14 protein-coding genes are annotated in these 16,256 nt (G+C 54.2%); 6 read left to right on the forward strand and 8 right to left on the reverse strand.

The window, feature by feature from the left end; translation table 11 throughout:
* Window positions 1–72: 72 nt before the first annotated feature.
* Entirely contained in the window at window positions 73–1,062 is a 990-nt protein-coding gene (gene mgrA / locus DXU84_RS03765; protein ID WP_112151259.1) for an L-glyceraldehyde 3-phosphate reductase, read from the reverse strand.
* A 328-nt stretch (window positions 1,063–1,390) separates the two neighbouring features.
* On the opposite strand from mgrA, the gene DXU84_RS03770 reads away from it, so the two are divergent.
* The gene (locus DXU84_RS03770) at window positions 1,391–3,049 is read left to right on the forward strand and encodes an alpha-keto acid decarboxylase family protein (protein ID WP_153374865.1); all 1,659 of its coding nucleotides are present in this window, start codon (window positions 1,391–1,393) and stop codon (window positions 3,047–3,049) included.
* Here the strand turns inward: DXU84_RS03770 and DXU84_RS03775 are convergent.
* Window positions 3,038–3,925: a LysR family transcriptional regulator gene (locus DXU84_RS03775; protein WP_013574454.1), complete on the reverse strand. Its 888-nt coding sequence runs from the start codon at window positions 3,923–3,925 to the stop codon at window positions 3,038–3,040. The two genes, DXU84_RS03770 and DXU84_RS03775, sit on opposite strands and share 12 nt — an antisense overlap.
* A gap of 132 nt (window positions 3,926–4,057) precedes the next feature.
* Here DXU84_RS03775 and DXU84_RS03780 point away from each other — a divergent pair, with 132 nt between their 5' ends.
* Together DXU84_RS03780 and DXU84_RS03785 are read left to right on the forward strand one after the other, a co-directional pair.
* Entirely contained in the window at window positions 4,058–4,531 is a 474-nt protein-coding gene (locus DXU84_RS03780) for a multidrug/biocide efflux PACE transporter (RefSeq protein WP_013574455.1), read from the forward strand.
* Between the two features lie 102 nt (window positions 4,532–4,633).
* Window positions 4,634–5,332, forward strand: a complete 699-nt coding sequence (locus DXU84_RS03785; RefSeq protein ID WP_131638701.1) for an aspartate/glutamate racemase family protein — start codon at window positions 4,634–4,636, stop codon at window positions 5,330–5,332.
* On the opposite strand, the gene DXU84_RS03790 is transcribed toward DXU84_RS03785, so the two are convergent.
* Window positions 5,329–6,591, reverse strand: coding sequence for an ion channel protein (locus DXU84_RS03790; RefSeq protein ID WP_013574457.1), 1,263 nt, complete (start codon window positions 6,589–6,591; stop codon window positions 5,329–5,331). The genes DXU84_RS03785 and DXU84_RS03790 overlap by 4 nt on opposite strands.
* Window positions 6,592–6,809: 218 nt before the next feature.
* Between DXU84_RS03790 and glk the strand changes: the two genes are divergently transcribed.
* Entirely contained in the window at window positions 6,810–7,781 is a 972-nt protein-coding gene (glk, locus tag DXU84_RS03795) for a glucokinase (protein ID WP_013574458.1), read from the forward strand.
* Between the two features lie 137 nt (window positions 7,782–7,918).
* Here the strand turns inward: glk and DXU84_RS03800 are convergent, their stop codons facing one another.
* Together DXU84_RS03800 and DXU84_RS03805 are read right to left on the reverse strand one after the other, a co-directional pair.
* On the reverse strand, window positions 7,919–8,689 hold the full coding sequence (locus DXU84_RS03800) for a LytTR family DNA-binding domain-containing protein (protein ID WP_013574459.1): 771 nt from the start codon (window positions 8,687–8,689) through the stop codon (window positions 7,919–7,921).
* Between the two features lie 64 nt (window positions 8,690–8,753).
* A complete protein-coding gene (locus DXU84_RS03805; RefSeq protein ID WP_013574460.1) occupies window positions 8,754–10,487 on the reverse strand; it encodes a sensor histidine kinase in 1,734 nt (577 codons plus the stop codon).
* 114 nt (window positions 10,488–10,601) lie between these two features.
* Between DXU84_RS03805 and DXU84_RS03810 the strand changes: the two genes are divergently transcribed.
* Together DXU84_RS03810 and alaC are read left to right on the forward strand one after the other, a co-directional pair.
* Complete coding sequence (locus DXU84_RS03810) at window positions 10,602–11,141, forward strand: GNAT family N-acetyltransferase (protein WP_013574461.1); 540 nt, start codon at window positions 10,602–10,604, stop codon at window positions 11,139–11,141.
* A gap of 116 nt (window positions 11,142–11,257) precedes the next feature.
* Window positions 11,258–12,517, forward strand: a complete 1,260-nt coding sequence (gene alaC, locus DXU84_RS03815) for an alanine transaminase (RefSeq protein WP_112151252.1) — start codon at window positions 11,258–11,260, stop codon at window positions 12,515–12,517.
* Between the two features lie 80 nt (window positions 12,518–12,597).
* Here the strand turns inward: alaC and DXU84_RS03820 are convergent, their stop codons facing one another.
* From DXU84_RS03820 to DXU84_RS03835, 3 genes are all read right to left on the reverse strand, one after another.
* On the reverse strand, window positions 12,598–13,440 hold the full coding sequence (locus DXU84_RS03820) for an AraC family transcriptional regulator (RefSeq protein WP_119261362.1): 843 nt from the start codon (window positions 13,438–13,440) through the stop codon (window positions 12,598–12,600).
* 21 nt (window positions 13,441–13,461) lie between these two features.
* The gene (locus DXU84_RS03825) at window positions 13,462–14,088 is read right to left on the reverse strand and encodes a YbhB/YbcL family Raf kinase inhibitor-like protein (protein WP_013574464.1); all 627 of its coding nucleotides are present in this window, start codon (window positions 14,086–14,088) and stop codon (window positions 13,462–13,464) included.
* Window positions 14,089–14,434: 346 nt separating this feature from the next.
* A complete protein-coding gene (locus tag DXU84_RS03835; RefSeq protein WP_112151249.1) occupies window positions 14,435–16,240 on the reverse strand; it encodes a DUF4153 domain-containing protein in 1,806 nt (601 codons plus the stop codon).
* Between the last annotated feature and the right edge of the window lie 16 nt (window positions 16,241–16,256).

The following is a 16,256-nucleotide window of genomic DNA, read 5'->3' on the forward strand; positions in this document are numbered from 1 at the left end:
GATTTACGCGCCTTAACGGTTTACTTACGAATCCTCCATAAAGGCGCGTTTTTTATACCGCAGGGTAATCGCTTACACTAAAATCCCTTCGATCGCCGCCAGTTCTTCTGTGCTGAAATGACGGTGAGAGACCATGCCCACGGCATCGTCGATCTGGCTGGTTTTACTGGCACCAATCAGGACGGACGTCACGCGGTCGCCGCGCAGAACCCACGCCAGCGCCATCTGCGACAGCTTCTGACCGCGTGCCTGCGCAATATCATTCAGCTTACGCACTTTTGCCAGCTTCTCTTCCGTCAGCTGATCTGCTGTCAGGAACTTACTGCCGCTGGCTGCGCGGGAATCTTCAGGAATGCCCGCCAGATAACGGTCAGTCAGCACGCCGCCTGCCAGTGGCGAGAAGGCGATAGACCCGACGCCGTTATCCGCCAGCGTATCCAGCAGATCAGCCTCAACCCAGCGCTCGAACATGGAATATTTCGGCTGATGGATCAGACAAGGCGTGCCAAGATCTTTCAGGATTTCAAACGCTTTTTTGGCGCGTTCTGCCGGATAATTCGACAAACCGACGTACAGGGCTTTGCCCTGACGCACGATCAAATCCAGCGCGGCCATGGTTTCTTCCAGCGGTGTATCAGGGTCAGGACGGTGATGATAGAAAATATCCACGTACTCCAGCCCCATGCGTTTCAGACTCTGATTCAGGCTGGCGACCAGATATTTTTTCGAGCCCCAGTCTCCGTACGGGCCGTCCCACATGGTGTAACCGGCTTTGGAGGAAATAATCAGCTCATCGCGATAAGGCAATAAATCTTCCTGCAGGATGCGGCCGAAATGCTGTTCTGCCGAACCCGGAGGCGGGCCGTAGTTATTGGCCAGATCGAAATGGGTGATCCCATGGTCGAAAGCATGGCGGATCAGTTTCCGGCCATTCTCAAAATGGGCGTTATCGCCGAAGTTATGCCACAAACCCAGGGAAACGGCGGGCAGTTTCAGACCGCTCTGGCCACAGCGACGGTATTCCATATTCTCGTAACGGGTTGGACTGGCTTGATACACCATGTGAGTCCTTATAATAAATTCAGAAGTGAACAGAAGGTTATAAATGTCATAAAAAACCAATTTTAGTGTATGCGCTTTCACAAGCATTTCCAGCTAATCAGATCACATCCGGAACAATCCTTGTACGCAGGATCGTTGATTACCGTGACTATTCTTCCTGCCTATTACCTTTACTGCTGAATCCGCTTCCCTGCATTAACACAGTGCAGGGGTGTAACTCTGCGTTGCCATGCCTTATTTCGAATAATAAATGTGCTGTCCCCCGGTTTGGAGTAATACTCATATTAGTGGGATTAACTGGTTACTTTATTTTTCACAGAGGATCGTCATGGTTAATGAATACACAGTAGGTGACTATCTCTTAGATCGTTTATCACTCAGCGGGATCTCCGAGTTGTTTGGCGTGCCGGGCGATTACAATCTGAAATTCCTCGACAGTGTGATTAATCATCAGCAAATCACCTGGGTTGGCTGTACCAATGAATTAAATGCCGCCTATGGCGCAGATGGTTACGCCCGTACCAAAGGTATTGCGGCGTTGCTGACGACGTTTGGTGTCGGCGAACTGAGCGCACTGAATGGCATTGCCGGTAGTTATGCGGAATATGTGCCCGTCGTGCATATCGTGGGTGCGCCAGCACTGACGTCTCAGCGTAAAGGTGAGCTGCTGCATCACACGCTGGGAGATGGCGAATTCTGTCATTTCATGCGGATGTCAGCTCCGGTCAGCGTGGCACAGGCCTCCCTCACACCGGAAAATGCCCTGGCTGAAATCGACCGTGTGATTGAAGAAGTGATGTACAGCTCGCGGCCGGGTTACCTGTTATTGCCCAGCGATGTGGCCGCGTTGCCGGTCAGTACCCGTGCGCATGCGTTACCTGCGCGTCAGCCGCCTTTCTCGGCTTCTTCTCTGGAAGCTTTTACTGCCGCCGCTGAAAAGCAGTTGCGGGGCGCAAGCCGTGTTTCGTTGCTGGCGGATTTTCTGGCAGACCGCTTCAAGGTTAAAAAGGCGCTGGAACAGTGGATGGAAGAAGTGCCGCTGGCGCATTCAACGTTGCTGATGGGTAAAGGTTTATTCAACGAGCAGCAGGCGCATTTTGCTGGCACTTATTCGGGGGCCGCCAGCGCACCGTCAACGAAAGAAGCGATTGAAGGGGCTGATGTGGTGATCACGGTCGGGGTGAAATTTACTGACACCATCACCGCCGGTTTTACCCAGCAGCTTCCGTCCGGAAAATGCATCGACCTTCAGCCCTTTTTTGCCCGCGTGGGCGATAAGATCTTCCATCAGCTGCCGCTCGAAAAAACGGTCAGCGTGATGCACCGCCTGACCGCTGAACTGGCTTCCGGCCGGACGCCTTATCTTGTTAAACACAACGCATTGCCGTTGTCGCACGATAACAGCCTCGGGCAATATGCCTTCTGGCAACAGATTCAGGATTTCCTGCAACCGGGAGATGTGCTGGTCGCTGAGCAGGGCACCGCCTGTTTTGGCGCGGCGGCGCTGAATTTGCCGCAGGATTGCCAGTTCGTCGTCCAGCCGTTATGGGGCTCAATCGGTTTCACGCTGCCCGCCGCGTTTGGTGTACAGATTGCCGTACCGGACCGCCGTGTCGTGCTGCTGATTGGCGATGGCTCCGCACAGCTCACCTTGCAGGGATTAGGTGCCGCCATCCGTTATGGCCTGCCGCCGATTATTTTTGTGATTAACAATGACGGTTATACCGTCGAACGGGCGATACACGGCGAAACCCAGCGCTACAACGACATCGCGCAGTGGAACTGGACACAGTTCCCGGCGGCCTTCGGCGGTAAAGAAGTCTTCAGTGCGCGGGCGGATTCGCCGCAGGCGCTGAAAGAAGCGATAGCAAAGGCCACCGCACGGCGGCAGATGGCCTGGATAGAAGTCATTTTGCCAAAAATGGATATTCCTGAACTGCTCAATTCAGTGACTAAATCGCTGGCGCAGCGTAACTCAGGGCAATAAATCAGTTTCCGGTGATGGCGGGGCAGTCAGCTGGTCGATGAACCACCAACCCGCCGGACCGGGCTGATTGTTTTTACTCCAGACCGCATCCACCGATATCTGCTTCGGCCAGCCGCGCATCGGCAGGCTGACCAGTTTGTCATGTCCGAACTGTTTCACCAGCCAGTGCGGCAGTGTCGCCCAGCCAAATCCCTGTTCCGCCATTTCCAGCAACATCAGATAACTGGGCGCTGACCAGATCTGACCCCGCGCCCGCGGCATTTCACGACGGCTGTAAGGCTGCAGGCAAAGCTGGCGGAAGGTGTGCAACTGCTCCGGTTGCAGATCGGTGATTTTTGCCAGCGGATGTTCACGGCTGCAAAATACCGACATATCCGTTTGTTCCGGTAAACGCGCCACACCAATGTCCGGCGGATAACTCGCCTGTACTTCCACCATGCCGACATGGGCACGGCCAGACTGCAACAGGTCGATCACATCCTGATCTTCGGCGATCTGACATTCAAATTCGATATCCGGATACCGGCGTTCAAACCGGCGCAGCAGCGCCTCGTGGTGAGTCGGCTGGTAAGTGTCAGACAGCACAAACGTCAGGCGAGTTTCCACCTGCGTCGATAAACGCACCGCCAGTTCATCGAGGCGTTCGCTGGCCGCCAGAATCGCCTGAACGTGGCTGAGCACGCGTTGTCCGGCTGGGGTCAGCACCGGCTGGCGACTCTGGCGGTCAAACAGTGTTACGCCTAAATCCACTTCCAGATTGGCGATCGCCGTACTGACACTCGACTGACTCTTGCGCAGTTTACGCGCCGCTGCTGAAAACGATCCGGTATCGGCCGCTTCGACAAAAGCCATCAGGGCTTCCGGTGAATAGCGCATCAGGTACTCCTTCTGATTCTGATCTATCTATTTTATCGATACTTTCTATCTTTTAACTATCTCATTTAGTGATGATAATGACTGCCTGTGACAGCCGTCACGTAACAATGATCAGGAATCAGGCAGGTTTTTATGTCTAAGCAAACACGGAATATCTCTCAGAAAACGTTCGGCGAACGCATTTTCCACGCGGTGGGTTTTGAAACAATCGCGGTACTGATTTCGGCACCGGCAGCAGCCTGGGCGCTGAACAAACCGGTCTGGGAAATGGGCGCGCTGGCGATCATGCTGTCGACGACAGCGATGGTCTGGAACATCGTTTATAACAGCCTGTTCGACAAATTCTGGCCGGTTTCCCGCGTGGTGCGGACATTTAAAATCCGCGTGGCGCACGCGCTGGGGTTCGAAGGTGGATTTATTATGATTGGTCTGCCGGTTGCCGCACTGTGGCTGGGGATCGGGCTGCTGGACGCCTTTATGCTGGAAGTCGGGTTCTTCCTGTTCTTCCTGCCGTATACCGTGGCCTACAACTGGGTTTACGACACGTTGCGCCAGCGCTGGATGGACCGCCGTCTGGCCGCAGAGGATTGCCCGGCCAAACATTAATCCGCATCGCTGAATGCACAAAAAAGCCCGCCGACATTTTCTTTGTCCGCGGGCTTTTTGTCGGTTATGGTTTTGCCATCCGCATAAACACAGGGTGTGCAAATGAAAACGTTAGGGTTGATTGGTGGCATGAGCTGGGAATCTACCGTGCCGTATTACCGCATGATTAACGAGCATGTGAAGCAGCAACTGGGTGGATTGCATTCTGCCAAACTGTTTCTCTACAGCGTCGATTTTTATGAAATCGAAAAGCTGCAAATGGCCGGTGACTGGCAGCAGGCAGGTGAAATTCTTGGTAACGCCGCGAATTCACTGGCGCGTGCAGGGGCGGAGGTCATCGTTGTGTGTACCAACACCATGCATAAAGTGGCAGACAATATCGAGCGGATCGGCGGCCTGCCGCTGCTGCATATCGCCGATGCGACGGCTGACAAAATCACCGGACAGGGGCTGCATAAAATCGGTCTGCTCGGCACGCGTTTCACCATGGAACAGGATTTCTATCGCGGACGTTTGCAGGAAAAACATCAGATTGACGTGGTGACGCCGGATGAAGCTGACCGCGCGATTGTTCATCGCATTATTTATGAAGAGCTGTGCCTGGGCAGGATTAAGGAGGATTCCCGCGCAGAATACCGGCGGATTATTGGCAAATTAGAACAGCAGGGCGTGGAAGGCATTATTCTCGGATGTACCGAAATCACCCTGCTGGTGGGCGCTGAAGACGCGAGCGTGCCGGTTTTTGACACCACCGCCATTCATGCGCTGGCGGCGGCGGAGTTTGCACTAAAGCAGGATTAATCTTCTTCCGGGACCGGCCGGTTGAGCCGCTGTTTTGCCACCTGCATCAGCGGTTTACCTGCCAGCATCAGCCAGGCTGGCAGCATCACGATGCACAGTAGCGGCAATAATTTCAGCCCCGGCACCACCGCTGCGGCCATAAACAAGCTGAGCCAGCCGTCGCGTGTCACCACCAGCACCATGCCCATGACGGCGCATGAAACGGTCACCGCCGCCGGCACATCCGGTGCGTACTGATGCAACATCAGGCCAAGCGATACCCCGACAAACACCGCCGGGAAAATGCGTCCGCCACGAAAACCGCAGGCTGCCGCCACCACTAACGCCGCCAGTTTGGTCAGGGTGATCGCCAGCAACGGCCCCATCTCAAACAACGCATTGGAATGTGCCAGTTCCTTCATTTCATCCAGCCCTTTAAACAGGGTAATTTCCCCGCCTGTCAGCGCCAGTAAACCCAGCACAAACCCGCCAATACCCAGGCGCAATACCGGATTCTGAATATTGTTAAACATCCGGTGAACATGCGGGAACAACCAGACGGCAATCATCCCCAGCGCGATGGCAATCAGCACCACGACTGACCCGCTGAAAATATCCATCAGGCTGGCGGCGTCATACGACGGAATGCTGAGCGAAAAATCGGGCTGAAAAAACTGATCGGTGGTGATGGCGCCAGCGCCCGCGGCGAGCAATGGCGCAAAAAGGCGATCCCATAACTGCACATCTTTGCTGGTGCCGAGGGTTTGCGAAAAAATCAGCGCGGCTGCCACCGGCGTGCCGAACAACGCGCCGATAGTCCCGGCCGCCGCCAGGATCACCCAGTCCGTCGTTGGCACTGCGGGCAATAAACGGGATCCTATTGCCGCCACCAGCGCGATATTAATCACTGTAATCGGATGTTCCGGCCCCAGACTGACACCGCCTGCCAGTCCGACCATCAGCGCCAGCGCCAGCCCAGGTAAAGCGCTGACTGCCACCGGGGCGCCAATCAGAGATTCCGTGGCAGGATCCGGCCCGGCGTGGCCTGGCATATACTTAATGATGGCGCCGACGCCAATGCCGGTCAGTGTCAGCATAAACAGCGTCCAGCTGGCGGATTGTGTATTGATATTCAGCACGGCGGGAATGTTCTCCCACAGCAGATTTTGCAGCGCGCCAGAAATCATCATGACGAATACCAGAACCAGGCTGGACATCACGCCAATAATGATCGCGGGCAGGGCAAAAGCTAACATGACTCTGGTGCGGGGATGGAACATGCACGTATTTCCTTATTTATAATTTTGTTTGCTCTGATAGCTTAGATGAATCCCGGCAAAGTCGGTTTGCGGGCTGTCGACATTATTTTGTGTGGCATGCTGCATAAATGTGGGTTGCTTCAAAACTGCGTTGCAGCGTATAGCAATTACCGCTATTTTGCCCACACGAATTTGGCGCAAATGCGCAGCATAATGAATTTACTTTTGCGGAGAATAACATGACCAAATACTCCCTGGTGGGCGATGTCGGGGGCACCAACTGCCGCCTGGCGCTTTGCGCGTTGGACAGCGGCGATATTTCTCAGTCTAAGACTTTCTCCGGGCTGGATTACGACAGCCTCGAAGCCGTGGTGCGTGAGTACCTCGCGCAGCAGCATCAGGATGTTGAGGATGCATGTATTGCCATCGCCTGCCCGATCACTGGCGACTGGGTGGCCATGACCAACCATACGTGGGCCTTTTCCATTGCCGAAATGAAGAAAAACCTTGGCCTGCAACATCTGGAAGTGATCAATGACTTCACCGCCGTTTCGATGGCGATCCCGATGCTGAAAGAAGATGACCTGTTGCAGTTCGGCGGTAAAAAAGCGCAGGACGGCAAACCGGCAGTGATTTACGGTGCTGGCACGGGGCTGGGCGTCGCACACTTAATTCATGCCAATAACCAATGGTTGAGTCTGCCGGGCGAAGGCGGCCATGTTGATTTCGCGCCAAACAGCGAAGAAGAAGACATCATTCTTGAGCAGTTGCGTACCGAAATGGGGCACGTTTCTGCCGAGCGTATTCTCTCCGGTCCGGGGCTGGTGAATCTCTACCGTGCCATTGTTAAATCAGATAACCGCGTGCCGGAAAACTTCAAACCGAAAGATGTGACAGAACTGGCGCTGGCAGACGAAAATCTGGATTGTCGCCGCGCACTGTCGCTGTTCTGCGTCATCATGGGGCGTTTCGGTGGCAACCTGGCGCTGAACATGGGGACCTTCGGCGGCGTGTACATTGCCGGCGGCATTGTTCCGCGCTTCCTGGACTTCTTCAAAGCTTCCGGTTTTCGTGCCGCGTTTGAAGACAAAGGCCGCTTCAAAGATTACCTGATGGATATTCCGGTGTTCCTGATCACGCACGATCAGCCGGGGCTTGTGGGTGCCGGGGCGTACCTGCGTCAGTCTATCGGCCTTCCTCTTCGTCCTTGAAGTTGCAGCGGTGTTGGCTGCGCTCGAAGACCCGAATCACTGACATCAGTCAGCTCATCGGGATCTTCTCACTTGCCGCCTTGCTGCAACTCCAATGACTTAGCGGAAGAATCGGGCTTTCTATTTCAAAAGCCCGATCAAAACCGCATTAACTGCCTGAATTCTTTCACCTTGCTGCGACTTACCGGCACCTCGAAATCTAAATCACTTAAGCGCAAAATATAGGTGTTATTGAACCACGGCACGATCTCGCGGATTTTCGACAGATTCACGCAGTACGAACGATGACAGCGGAAAAAATGCTCCTCCGGCAGGCGGTTGCATAATTCGGTGATGTTCATCGGCATGGTGAATTCTTCTTTGCGGGTATATACCTGCGTGACCTTTTCCTGTGCGGCGGCGTAATAAATATCGTTGATATCGGTAACGATAATCCGCTCATCTTTGATCAGATTGATGCTGTGACTGACACGCGGGGTGCTGCCCGCGACGGGGGCAACACCTTCCGGTTTATCGCCCGGTTCCTTCACTGTCAGCTCTTTATCCCGGCGAAAATGTGACTCCAGCTTTTGCAGCATGGTGACAATGCGTGACTCGTGATAAGGCTTAAGAATGTAATCAAATGCCTCGATTTCAAAGGCTTCTGCGGCATGCTCCTTATAGGCGGTGATAAACACGATATAAGGTTTATGCGCAAACTTACTGATGTTTTGCGCCAGTAATACGCCGTCAAGGGAAGGGATGCTGATATCGAGAAAAATCGCGTCCACTTCATGTGATTGCAGGTATTTAAGCACGTCCAGCCCGTCATCCAATATTGCTTCAATGCTGATGCTGCTGTGGGTATTAATCAGATAACTCAGCTCTTCCTGAGCCGGTACTTCATCTTCGACGATAATCGCTTTCACTGAATTATCTCCCGGTGCGATGGCCCGAAAGGCGGGCGGGTAAAATGAAAAAGCGTCCCTGTAGTCAGGCTATTTTGCTCTCAAGGGCTTGCGTGACTTTTGCAGGAGCGTGGGTAATAACAAACGAAATATCGGTGCCTGGCTCAAGACGGCGGATGCTCAGGCCCTGACCATACAGCAATGAAACGCGGTGATGCACATTGAGCAGGCCGATTTTGTTGCCGGGCATTTCATTGCGTGCCACACGGTCAATGGTTTCCTGATTAATACCGTGGCCGGTATCTTTTACTGACACCCTGATACCGTCAGCCTGATGCTTCACTGAAATCACCACCACGCCTTTTCCGCTGCATTTCTGGATGCCGTGCACAATGGCGTTTTCGACCAGCGGCTGGATCAGCAGACTAGGGATTTTCACCGAAATGTCGTCATCAATGTCATAAATCACCGTCAGTTTGCTGCCGAACCGCGCCTGCTCAATGGCGATGTAATCCTGTACCTGATGAAGTTCTTTGCGCAGGTCGATCAGTTCATCGTTCAGTTCCAGGTTATAACGCAGATAACGGGAAAGGTTGATGATGAGCTGGCGCGCCACGTCGGGGCGGGCGCGGATAGACGACGAAATCGCATTCAGCGCGTTAAACAGAAAATGGGGATTTATCTTGCTTTGCAACGCCCGCATTTCGGCTTTATTGGCCATCTCGCGCAACTGTTCGGTGCGTGATACTTCCATCTGCGTCGACATAATTTGCGACAGCCCGATCGCCATCACTTTCAGCGAATAAGTGATGCGGTGCGGGTCGCAATAATAGATTTTCAGCGAGCCGGTGACTTCGCCTTTTTCCCACAGCGGAATAATAATCAGCGAGTGAATTTGCGGCGTACGGTGCATTTCATCGTTGTTTCTGACCGTGATTTCACCGCTTTCCAGCGTCGCTTTGGTCATCTCACTCAGCGTTTCATGGCCGATATTATACTCTTCAGCACCCACGCCGACGTACGCCAGAATGTTTTTGGTATCAGTGATCGCCACCGCATCGGCGTCGATATCATCACGAATAATGCTACAGATACTGGCCAGGGATTCGGCGTTGATATTCCTGCCTTCTATGTTACGGCCATCTATATTGCGAAAGTACGGCAGCGTTTTATTGGCAATATCCAGCGCCAGCCGCGCCTGCCGTGCGGCAATCACCTCTTTTTCATCCTCGACACTTTGCACCAGCAACACAATCAGGCCGATGGAACTGGCTCCGAGGATCAGCGGTGCAGCGATGTTCATGACGATATCCAGCCCGAGCGAAAACGGTCGCGCCATCAGTAAAATCAGGATCATGGTCAGCGTTTCGCACAGCATGCCGCCCAGAATGCCGACTTTCCAGTGCAGTGATTTTTTGACTTTCTTATTGATATAACCGGAAAGGAAACCTGCGGTAATACTGGTGATGAGGCACGGAACAGACGTTGGTCCGTGAATGTCGATCAGGAAACGGTGCGTGCCGGAAATCAGGCCGGTAATGATCCCGACCCACGGCCCGAACAGGATCCCGCCCGACATGATCGCGATCGTACGCACGTTGATCAGTGAGCCTTCGACGTTGATCCCTGAGAGCGTACCGAAAATGGCGAACAGCGAGAAAATGGCGGTGACCGCAGTCAGTTCCAGCGGCGTATGGGTTTCATTTTCTTTGTGCAGCAGTTTGCGGAACAGCGGGGTTCGCGTGAGGAAGAACAGACAGATGAGCATCAGCGCCGCACGGTCGAAGACCGCCAGCAGCATATCGAACATGTGAGGCATGGCAGATTAGGCTCTTTGCACGATTGAAAGATAAGCGTGCCAAATGGATTCAGCGGTTATTATATGTAAAAGGTCAGACTTTCACCATCGCCAGACACAGGAGCACATTCCGACATGATTTTGTTATCCACGCCGCGGCTGATCATGCAGCCCATCCAGGCTGACGACTGGGCATTTTTCTTGCGGCTGTATCAGACCCCGGACGTCATGCGTTTTATCGGCGATATCGAAACCCACGCACAGGTTCATAGCCGTTTTGAACAACGTCTTGGTCACTGGGATCGCTACAGTGATTTCTGGCTGTGCCTGCTGATCCGCGAAAAAGACACCGGCGCGGCGGTGGGACTGACCGGATTTTTCCCGGACTGGCGGCCCTATAAACAGGGCGAAGTCGGATTCATTCTGGCGCCTGAACATCAGCGCAAAGGTTATGCAGTGGAATCCCTGCGCGAAGTGCTGAACTTTGCGTTTGACCAGTGTGGTTTTCACCGTCTGCAGGCCAACGTGCTTGAAGGCAACGACGCTTCGCGCCGTGTGCTGGAAAAATGCGGATTCCTCATGGAAGGCCGTTTACGGGACAGCTACCGGATCGGCGACGAGTGGAAAAACGACTGGCTGCTGGGGCTGCTGGCGAGCGATCCGCGTCCGCAGTAAAAAAATAATGCGCAGTATCTCGACAGCCATTTTCCTCTGCGTTATGTTCGTAGAAGGCCGTTACGCGGCCAGCGTCGCTCGGACGGTCCGGGCGCTTACGTATCCCAGAGGAAATTATGGCTGATTCCAGTTCACCCCGTCGTTTTTCACGTATTGATCGTCTTCCCCCTTATGTTTTCAACATTACCGCTGAACTGAAAATGGCCGCACGCCATCGTGGCGAAGACATTATCGATTTTAGTATGGGTAACCCCGACGGCCCGACACCGCCGCACATTGTGGAAAAACTGGTGCAGGTTGCGCAGCGTGAAGACACGCACGGTTACTCGACCTCACGCGGCATTCCGCGTCTGCGTCGTGCGATTTCCCGCTGGTATGCCGATCGTTATCAGGTAGAGATCGACCCTGAAAGTGAAGCTATCGTCACTATCGGTTCGAAAGAAGGGCTGGCACATCTGATGCTGGCGACGCTCGATCACGGCGACACCGTTCTGGTGCCCAACCCAAGTTATCCGATCCACATTTATGGTGCCGTGATTGCCGGTGCGCAGGTGCGTTCTGTGCCGCTGGCTGAAGGTGTAGATTTCTTTGCCGAGCTGGAAAAAGCCATTCGCGAAACCATTCCGCGGCCGAAAATGATGATCCTCGGCTTCCCGTCCAACCCGACGGCGCAGTGCGTGGAGCTGGATTTCTTCGAGCGCGTGGTGGCACTGGCTAAGCAATACAACGTGCTGGTGATCCACGATCTGGCGTATGCCGACATCGTATACGACGGCTGGAAAGCGCCGTCAATCATGCAGGTGCCGGGTGCAAAAGACATTGCGGTGGAATTCTTCACGCTGTCGAAAAGTTACAACATGGCGGGCTGGCGCATCGGTTTTATGGTCGGTAATCCTGAACTGGTCAGCGCGCTGGCGCGTATCAAAAGTTATCACGATTACGGCACCTTCACGCCGTTGCAGGTGGCGGCCATCGCGGCGCTGGAAGGGGATCAGCAATGCGTGAAAGACATTGCCGAGCAATATCGCCAGCGCCGTAACGTGCTGGTACGCGGGCTGCATGAAGCGGGCTGGATGGTGGAAAATCCGAAAGCGTCGATGTATGTCTGGGCAAAAATTCCGCCTGCATATGCGCATTTAGGGTCACTGGAATTCGCCAAACGTCTGCTGGCCGACGCTAAAGTTTGTGTGTCGCCGGGCATTGGTTTTGGTGATTACGGCGATACCCATGTGCGTTTCGCCCTGATCGAGAATCAGGACAGGATCCGCCAGGCGGTGCGCGGCATCAAAGCGATGTTCCGGGCAGACGGTTTGCTGCCACCGAAAAAAACGGCGGGTGAACCGCCTGTGGAGCCGGAACAGGCCGTTAACGAATAATATTCTGATGCGCTGAAAGCGATAAATGAAAGCCAGTCATTCAGATGACTGGCTTTTTTGTTTTTATGCAGCCGGTTTGTTCAGCGAATATCGACTGGCGAACAGCCAAAACGCTCTTTGAAGCGCAGGGAAAAACGCGAGCTGGCCCGATAACCGCAGGCATCCGCGATTTGCGAAAGATTCCAGCGCGTGGTTTGCAGCAGGGTGATCGCATGATGCATGCGGATATCCTGCAACAACGTGCGAAAACTGATTTGCTCTTCCACCAGACGCCTTCTCAGCGTGGCTTCGCTCATCGCCAGTTGCTGGCTGGCGCTGGCGGCCGTCCAGGCAAATTCCGGCGCGGCCGCCAGCAGGGCGGTAAGACGTGTACCGAGCGGTTCTGCGGCGCGCGGCATAAACAATATGCGGCGTTCTGCCAGCGCGATAAGTACGGCGGTCAGACGATTTCGCTGCACTGTATGACTGGCCGGATTGCCGATCCCGCGCAGGCAAAAATCGAGCGTATCGCGTAATTCGTCATCCAGCGGGAGAGTTTCAAACCCGTTCAGCGGCGACAGCGCAGTCAGAAGCCGGGCGTTATCGCGATAAAATTCCGCTACCAGCGCAGGTGAAAACCCCAGATACAGCGACGAGAAAAAACCGTTTGCCGCGTCCGGCGTTTTACTGACGTGCGCCAGCGTATGCTGCGACACCACGATCAGATGTTCCGAATTCCCAAGCTGCACCGACGTGCCGTTTTCATGGCGCAGCACCAGCTGACCAGAATTCACCCGCAGCAGCGAAGGCTCAAAAAAACGAAAATTCGACACCTGATGAGGCTGTTGCAAATAAGGCTCGGCCCGTGAAAAAAGCCGGTCATGACTGACCGGCAATTTATTTGGCAAAAGACTCACGGCGTGACTGTGCTGCTCAGAGGGCATGGTTTCTCCTGCCTGCGGACTTTAATCCAGATTGGGATTTAACGTGTAGGTGCCGGTCAGGCTGGCCTGCGCCAGAACGTGACCTTCGATGGCCTGCAACACATCCGGGCCAAAGAATTTATCCTGCAAATCCAGTTTTTCAATGTCCAGCGCATACAGCGTAAATACGTAGTCATGCACCCGTTCATCGTTCCACGGCGGGCACGCGCCGTCGTAACCGTAATAGTCGCCGCCCATGTTTTCATCATCGCCAAACCATGCGGTATAGCCGTTGATGCCATGACGCATTCCGGCGCTGGCGGGCAGCGCGGGTTTGCCGTGCGGCGTCACGCTGTTGCTGTGACTGCCTGCGGCGATTTCGCGAGCATCTGCCGGAATATCCACCAGCAGCCAGTGGAATAAATCGATGCGCGGCAGCGAAGCTGGCACCACTTTGCCTTCCTGATTCACGTCGTCCGGGCGGCCTGGTACGTGCGGATCCACACACACCAGCACAAACGAACGGGTATTTTCCGGCACATCACTCCACGCCAGGTGCGGGTTCTTATTATCGGAAAGTGCAATGTGGTTTTGGGTATCTTTCACGGCAAATGAAAACTCACCCGGGATAGGTGCACCGTTCTCAAAACTCTGGCTAATCAATTTCATCGTAAACTCCGCATCAGACAATGCTATTTCAGTGTGCGTTGATTATAAAGAGCGGTGCGGACAGACAGGGAACATCACCGGTCAAATTATTCACTTTTCCTGTCATTATGAGCGGAAAGGTGAATGTCTGCCGCGTTTAATCCCTGTTGCGGGTATATCCACAAAGTCTGCGCAATTCCTTTCTATACTCAGGGCAATATTCCTGTTTTCCACACGTTATCCTCCGGCGAGGAAATTACTCATGAAAACCCGTTATTCGCTGTCGCAGATCAGCCTGCACTGCGCATGATGCCGAGAAAATAAAGCGGGATTCACCGGCAGAAATCTGCCGGTGAAGGGGAGGCGGTTATTCTTCGTCGTGTTTGTAATGAATGACCCGGCGTTTACCGTCAATCTGTACGTCAGCCCATTTACGCGTTACCGGTTTGACCTCGCCGTTGCGCAGGGCAGTGATCAGCGCAGGGTTATCCTTTTCTTCATACAGATAAAGTTCTCCCGTTTGCGCCCATTTCCCGGCCTGTCTGGCGTAAATACGGCAGTTGACGGAAGGCGTATCCAGCGTATTACAGAGGAAAACTTCTTTCTGCCGGTCGTTGTTTAAATCCAGCGTATTGACGATACACGCGCCCTGCAGGCTGTGACAGTCGCGCAGTGTGTTGCGGTATTCATCCAGCTGCGGCAGGTTTTTCCACCAGGTGTCGTCGGGGGATACCGCGCCTTTCGCAAGCTGAATCATCTTCTTAGCGTCTTCCACGCGATAATTTTCCGCCAGTGCAGCATGCTCTTTATCATCGTAAGCGCCCCAGCGTGATGTCTGCGCGATCATATTTTTCAGTGTGACCTGCAGGCGCGGATCGGCAGTAAACGCGGGGTGTTGTTGCAGCGCTGTCAGCGCCTCGTTGCCACGGCGACCGGTATCGAAACGCAGCATCTTCAGATCGAAATCCTTCGCCTGCGTTTTGCCGCTGTCGAGTCGCGCAATCTGATTGTTGACGCTGATACGGTAAGGATCGAGCAGCGGGCTGTTGGCCGCCATCAACAGAATGACCACCAGCAGCGACAACGGCTTATTGAATTGGGTAATACGCGGCAGCCAGTCCGGGCGTTTATCGATCACCGAAAAACTGTAGCAAAGGGCGGCGATCAGCGTGACGCTGATCACCAGCACCGCCCACAGACGTTGCGGCGTCCAGCCGTATTGCGAAACGCGCAGGCCGGTGGAATACAGCGCCAGCACGGCATACACCGGCAGCAGTAAAATCGCCGCATTCACCAGCAAACGGATCGCCCGCGGATACGGTTTTTCAGCGTGATCGGTTTCGCGTACCACGTTAACCAGCAGCAGAATGCCGAGCGCCATGGTGGTCAGCAAACTGGCTGCGGACCAGGCTTGCGATAACACCGTCAGGCCGGTGAACGGCAGGGCGAACAGGAAAATCAGCGCAACGAACGCCACCAGCGGCAGCAGGCCTTTGAGAATAAAACGGATGATATTGCGGGTGGTATTCATCAGCGCCGGTTGCGTGCGGCAGGTGACGATACTGATGCCCAGCAGCAGGCCGAACACCAGATGCATAAACAGCGGCGTATCGAAAAACAGCTCATGGAAATATTCAATGCCGATCACCCGGAACAGCCCGGCACATAATGCCATCACGCCAACGGCCAGCAGCATCATCAGCAACGTCAGCATGGCGCACAGCGTATTCTGGCTGTAGCAGGCGGAAAGGTTGGCGTAACGGTAACGGCTTTCTGCCGGGAACGCCTGCACCTGTAGCCACGGCAAAACAAAAAAGACCAGCAGCGTCAGCGACAGGTTAAACGGCACCATCACGCTGTCCCCGGACGTTGCCGCGATATTGCTTTTCGCCCAGGCTGCCATGCCCGCCAGTAACAGGATGAGTAACCCCGTTCCGCCCCAGAACCGGCGATCACCAGGCTGTACTACTGACAGAGAAATCAGCACCGGTAATGTTAATGCCATAGTCTGGCCGTAAATATTATGAGAGAACCCGGCATATCTGATGGCCGCGTGATCTGAAAAGAAGTAATACAGCAGGAACCCCTGCAACAGGCAAATCGCAAGGATTAACCAGCGGGTGGGAACGGGCAGAGGCGGCATCGCGCGACCTGCTCTGTTGAACTGAGACATCCGTGACTCTCCGAAA

The sequence above is a fragment of the Rahnella sp. RcJ3 genome (genome assembly GCF_009498575.1).
In the GTDB taxonomy this organism is placed as follows: Bacteria; Pseudomonadota; Gammaproteobacteria; order Enterobacterales; family Enterobacteriaceae; genus Rahnella; species Rahnella aceris.

Bases quoted from the DNA above. Each gene is read 5' to 3' on its own strand.
- mgrA (WP_112151259.1), bottom strand. From the start codon at position 1,062: ATGGTGTATCAAGCCAGTCCAACCCGTTACGAGAATATGGAATACCGT.
- DXU84_RS03770 (WP_153374865.1), top strand. From the start codon at position 1,391: ATGGTTAATGAATACACAGTAGGTGACTATCTCTTAGATCGTTTATCA.
- DXU84_RS03775 (WP_013574454.1), bottom strand. From the start codon at position 3,925: ATGCGCTATTCACCGGAAGCCCTGATGGCTTTTGTCGAAGCGGCCGAT.
- DXU84_RS03780 (WP_013574455.1), top strand. From the start codon at position 4,058: ATGTCTAAGCAAACACGGAATATCTCTCAGAAAACGTTCGGCGAACGC.
- DXU84_RS03785 (WP_131638701.1), top strand. From the start codon at position 4,634: ATGAAAACGTTAGGGTTGATTGGTGGCATGAGCTGGGAATCTACCGTG.
- DXU84_RS03790 (WP_013574457.1), bottom strand. From the start codon at position 6,591: ATGTTCCATCCCCGCACCAGAGTCATGTTAGCTTTTGCCCTGCCCGCG.
- glk (WP_013574458.1), top strand. From the start codon at position 6,810: ATGACCAAATACTCCCTGGTGGGCGATGTCGGGGGCACCAACTGCCGC.
- DXU84_RS03805 (WP_013574460.1), bottom strand. From the start codon at position 10,487: ATGCCTCACATGTTCGATATGCTGCTGGCGGTCTTCGACCGTGCGGCG.
- DXU84_RS03810 (WP_013574461.1), top strand. From the start codon at position 10,602: ATGATTTTGTTATCCACGCCGCGGCTGATCATGCAGCCCATCCAGGCT.
- alaC (WP_112151252.1), top strand. From the start codon at position 11,258: ATGGCTGATTCCAGTTCACCCCGTCGTTTTTCACGTATTGATCGTCTT.
- DXU84_RS03820 (WP_119261362.1), bottom strand. From the start codon at position 13,440: ATGCCCTCTGAGCAGCACAGTCACGCCGTGAGTCTTTTGCCAAATAAA.
- DXU84_RS03825 (WP_013574464.1), bottom strand. From the start codon at position 14,088: ATGAAATTGATTAGCCAGAGTTTTGAGAACGGTGCACCTATCCCGGGT.
- DXU84_RS03835 (WP_112151249.1), bottom strand. From the start codon at position 16,240: ATGTCTCAGTTCAACAGAGCAGGTCGCGCGATGCCGCCTCTGCCCGTT.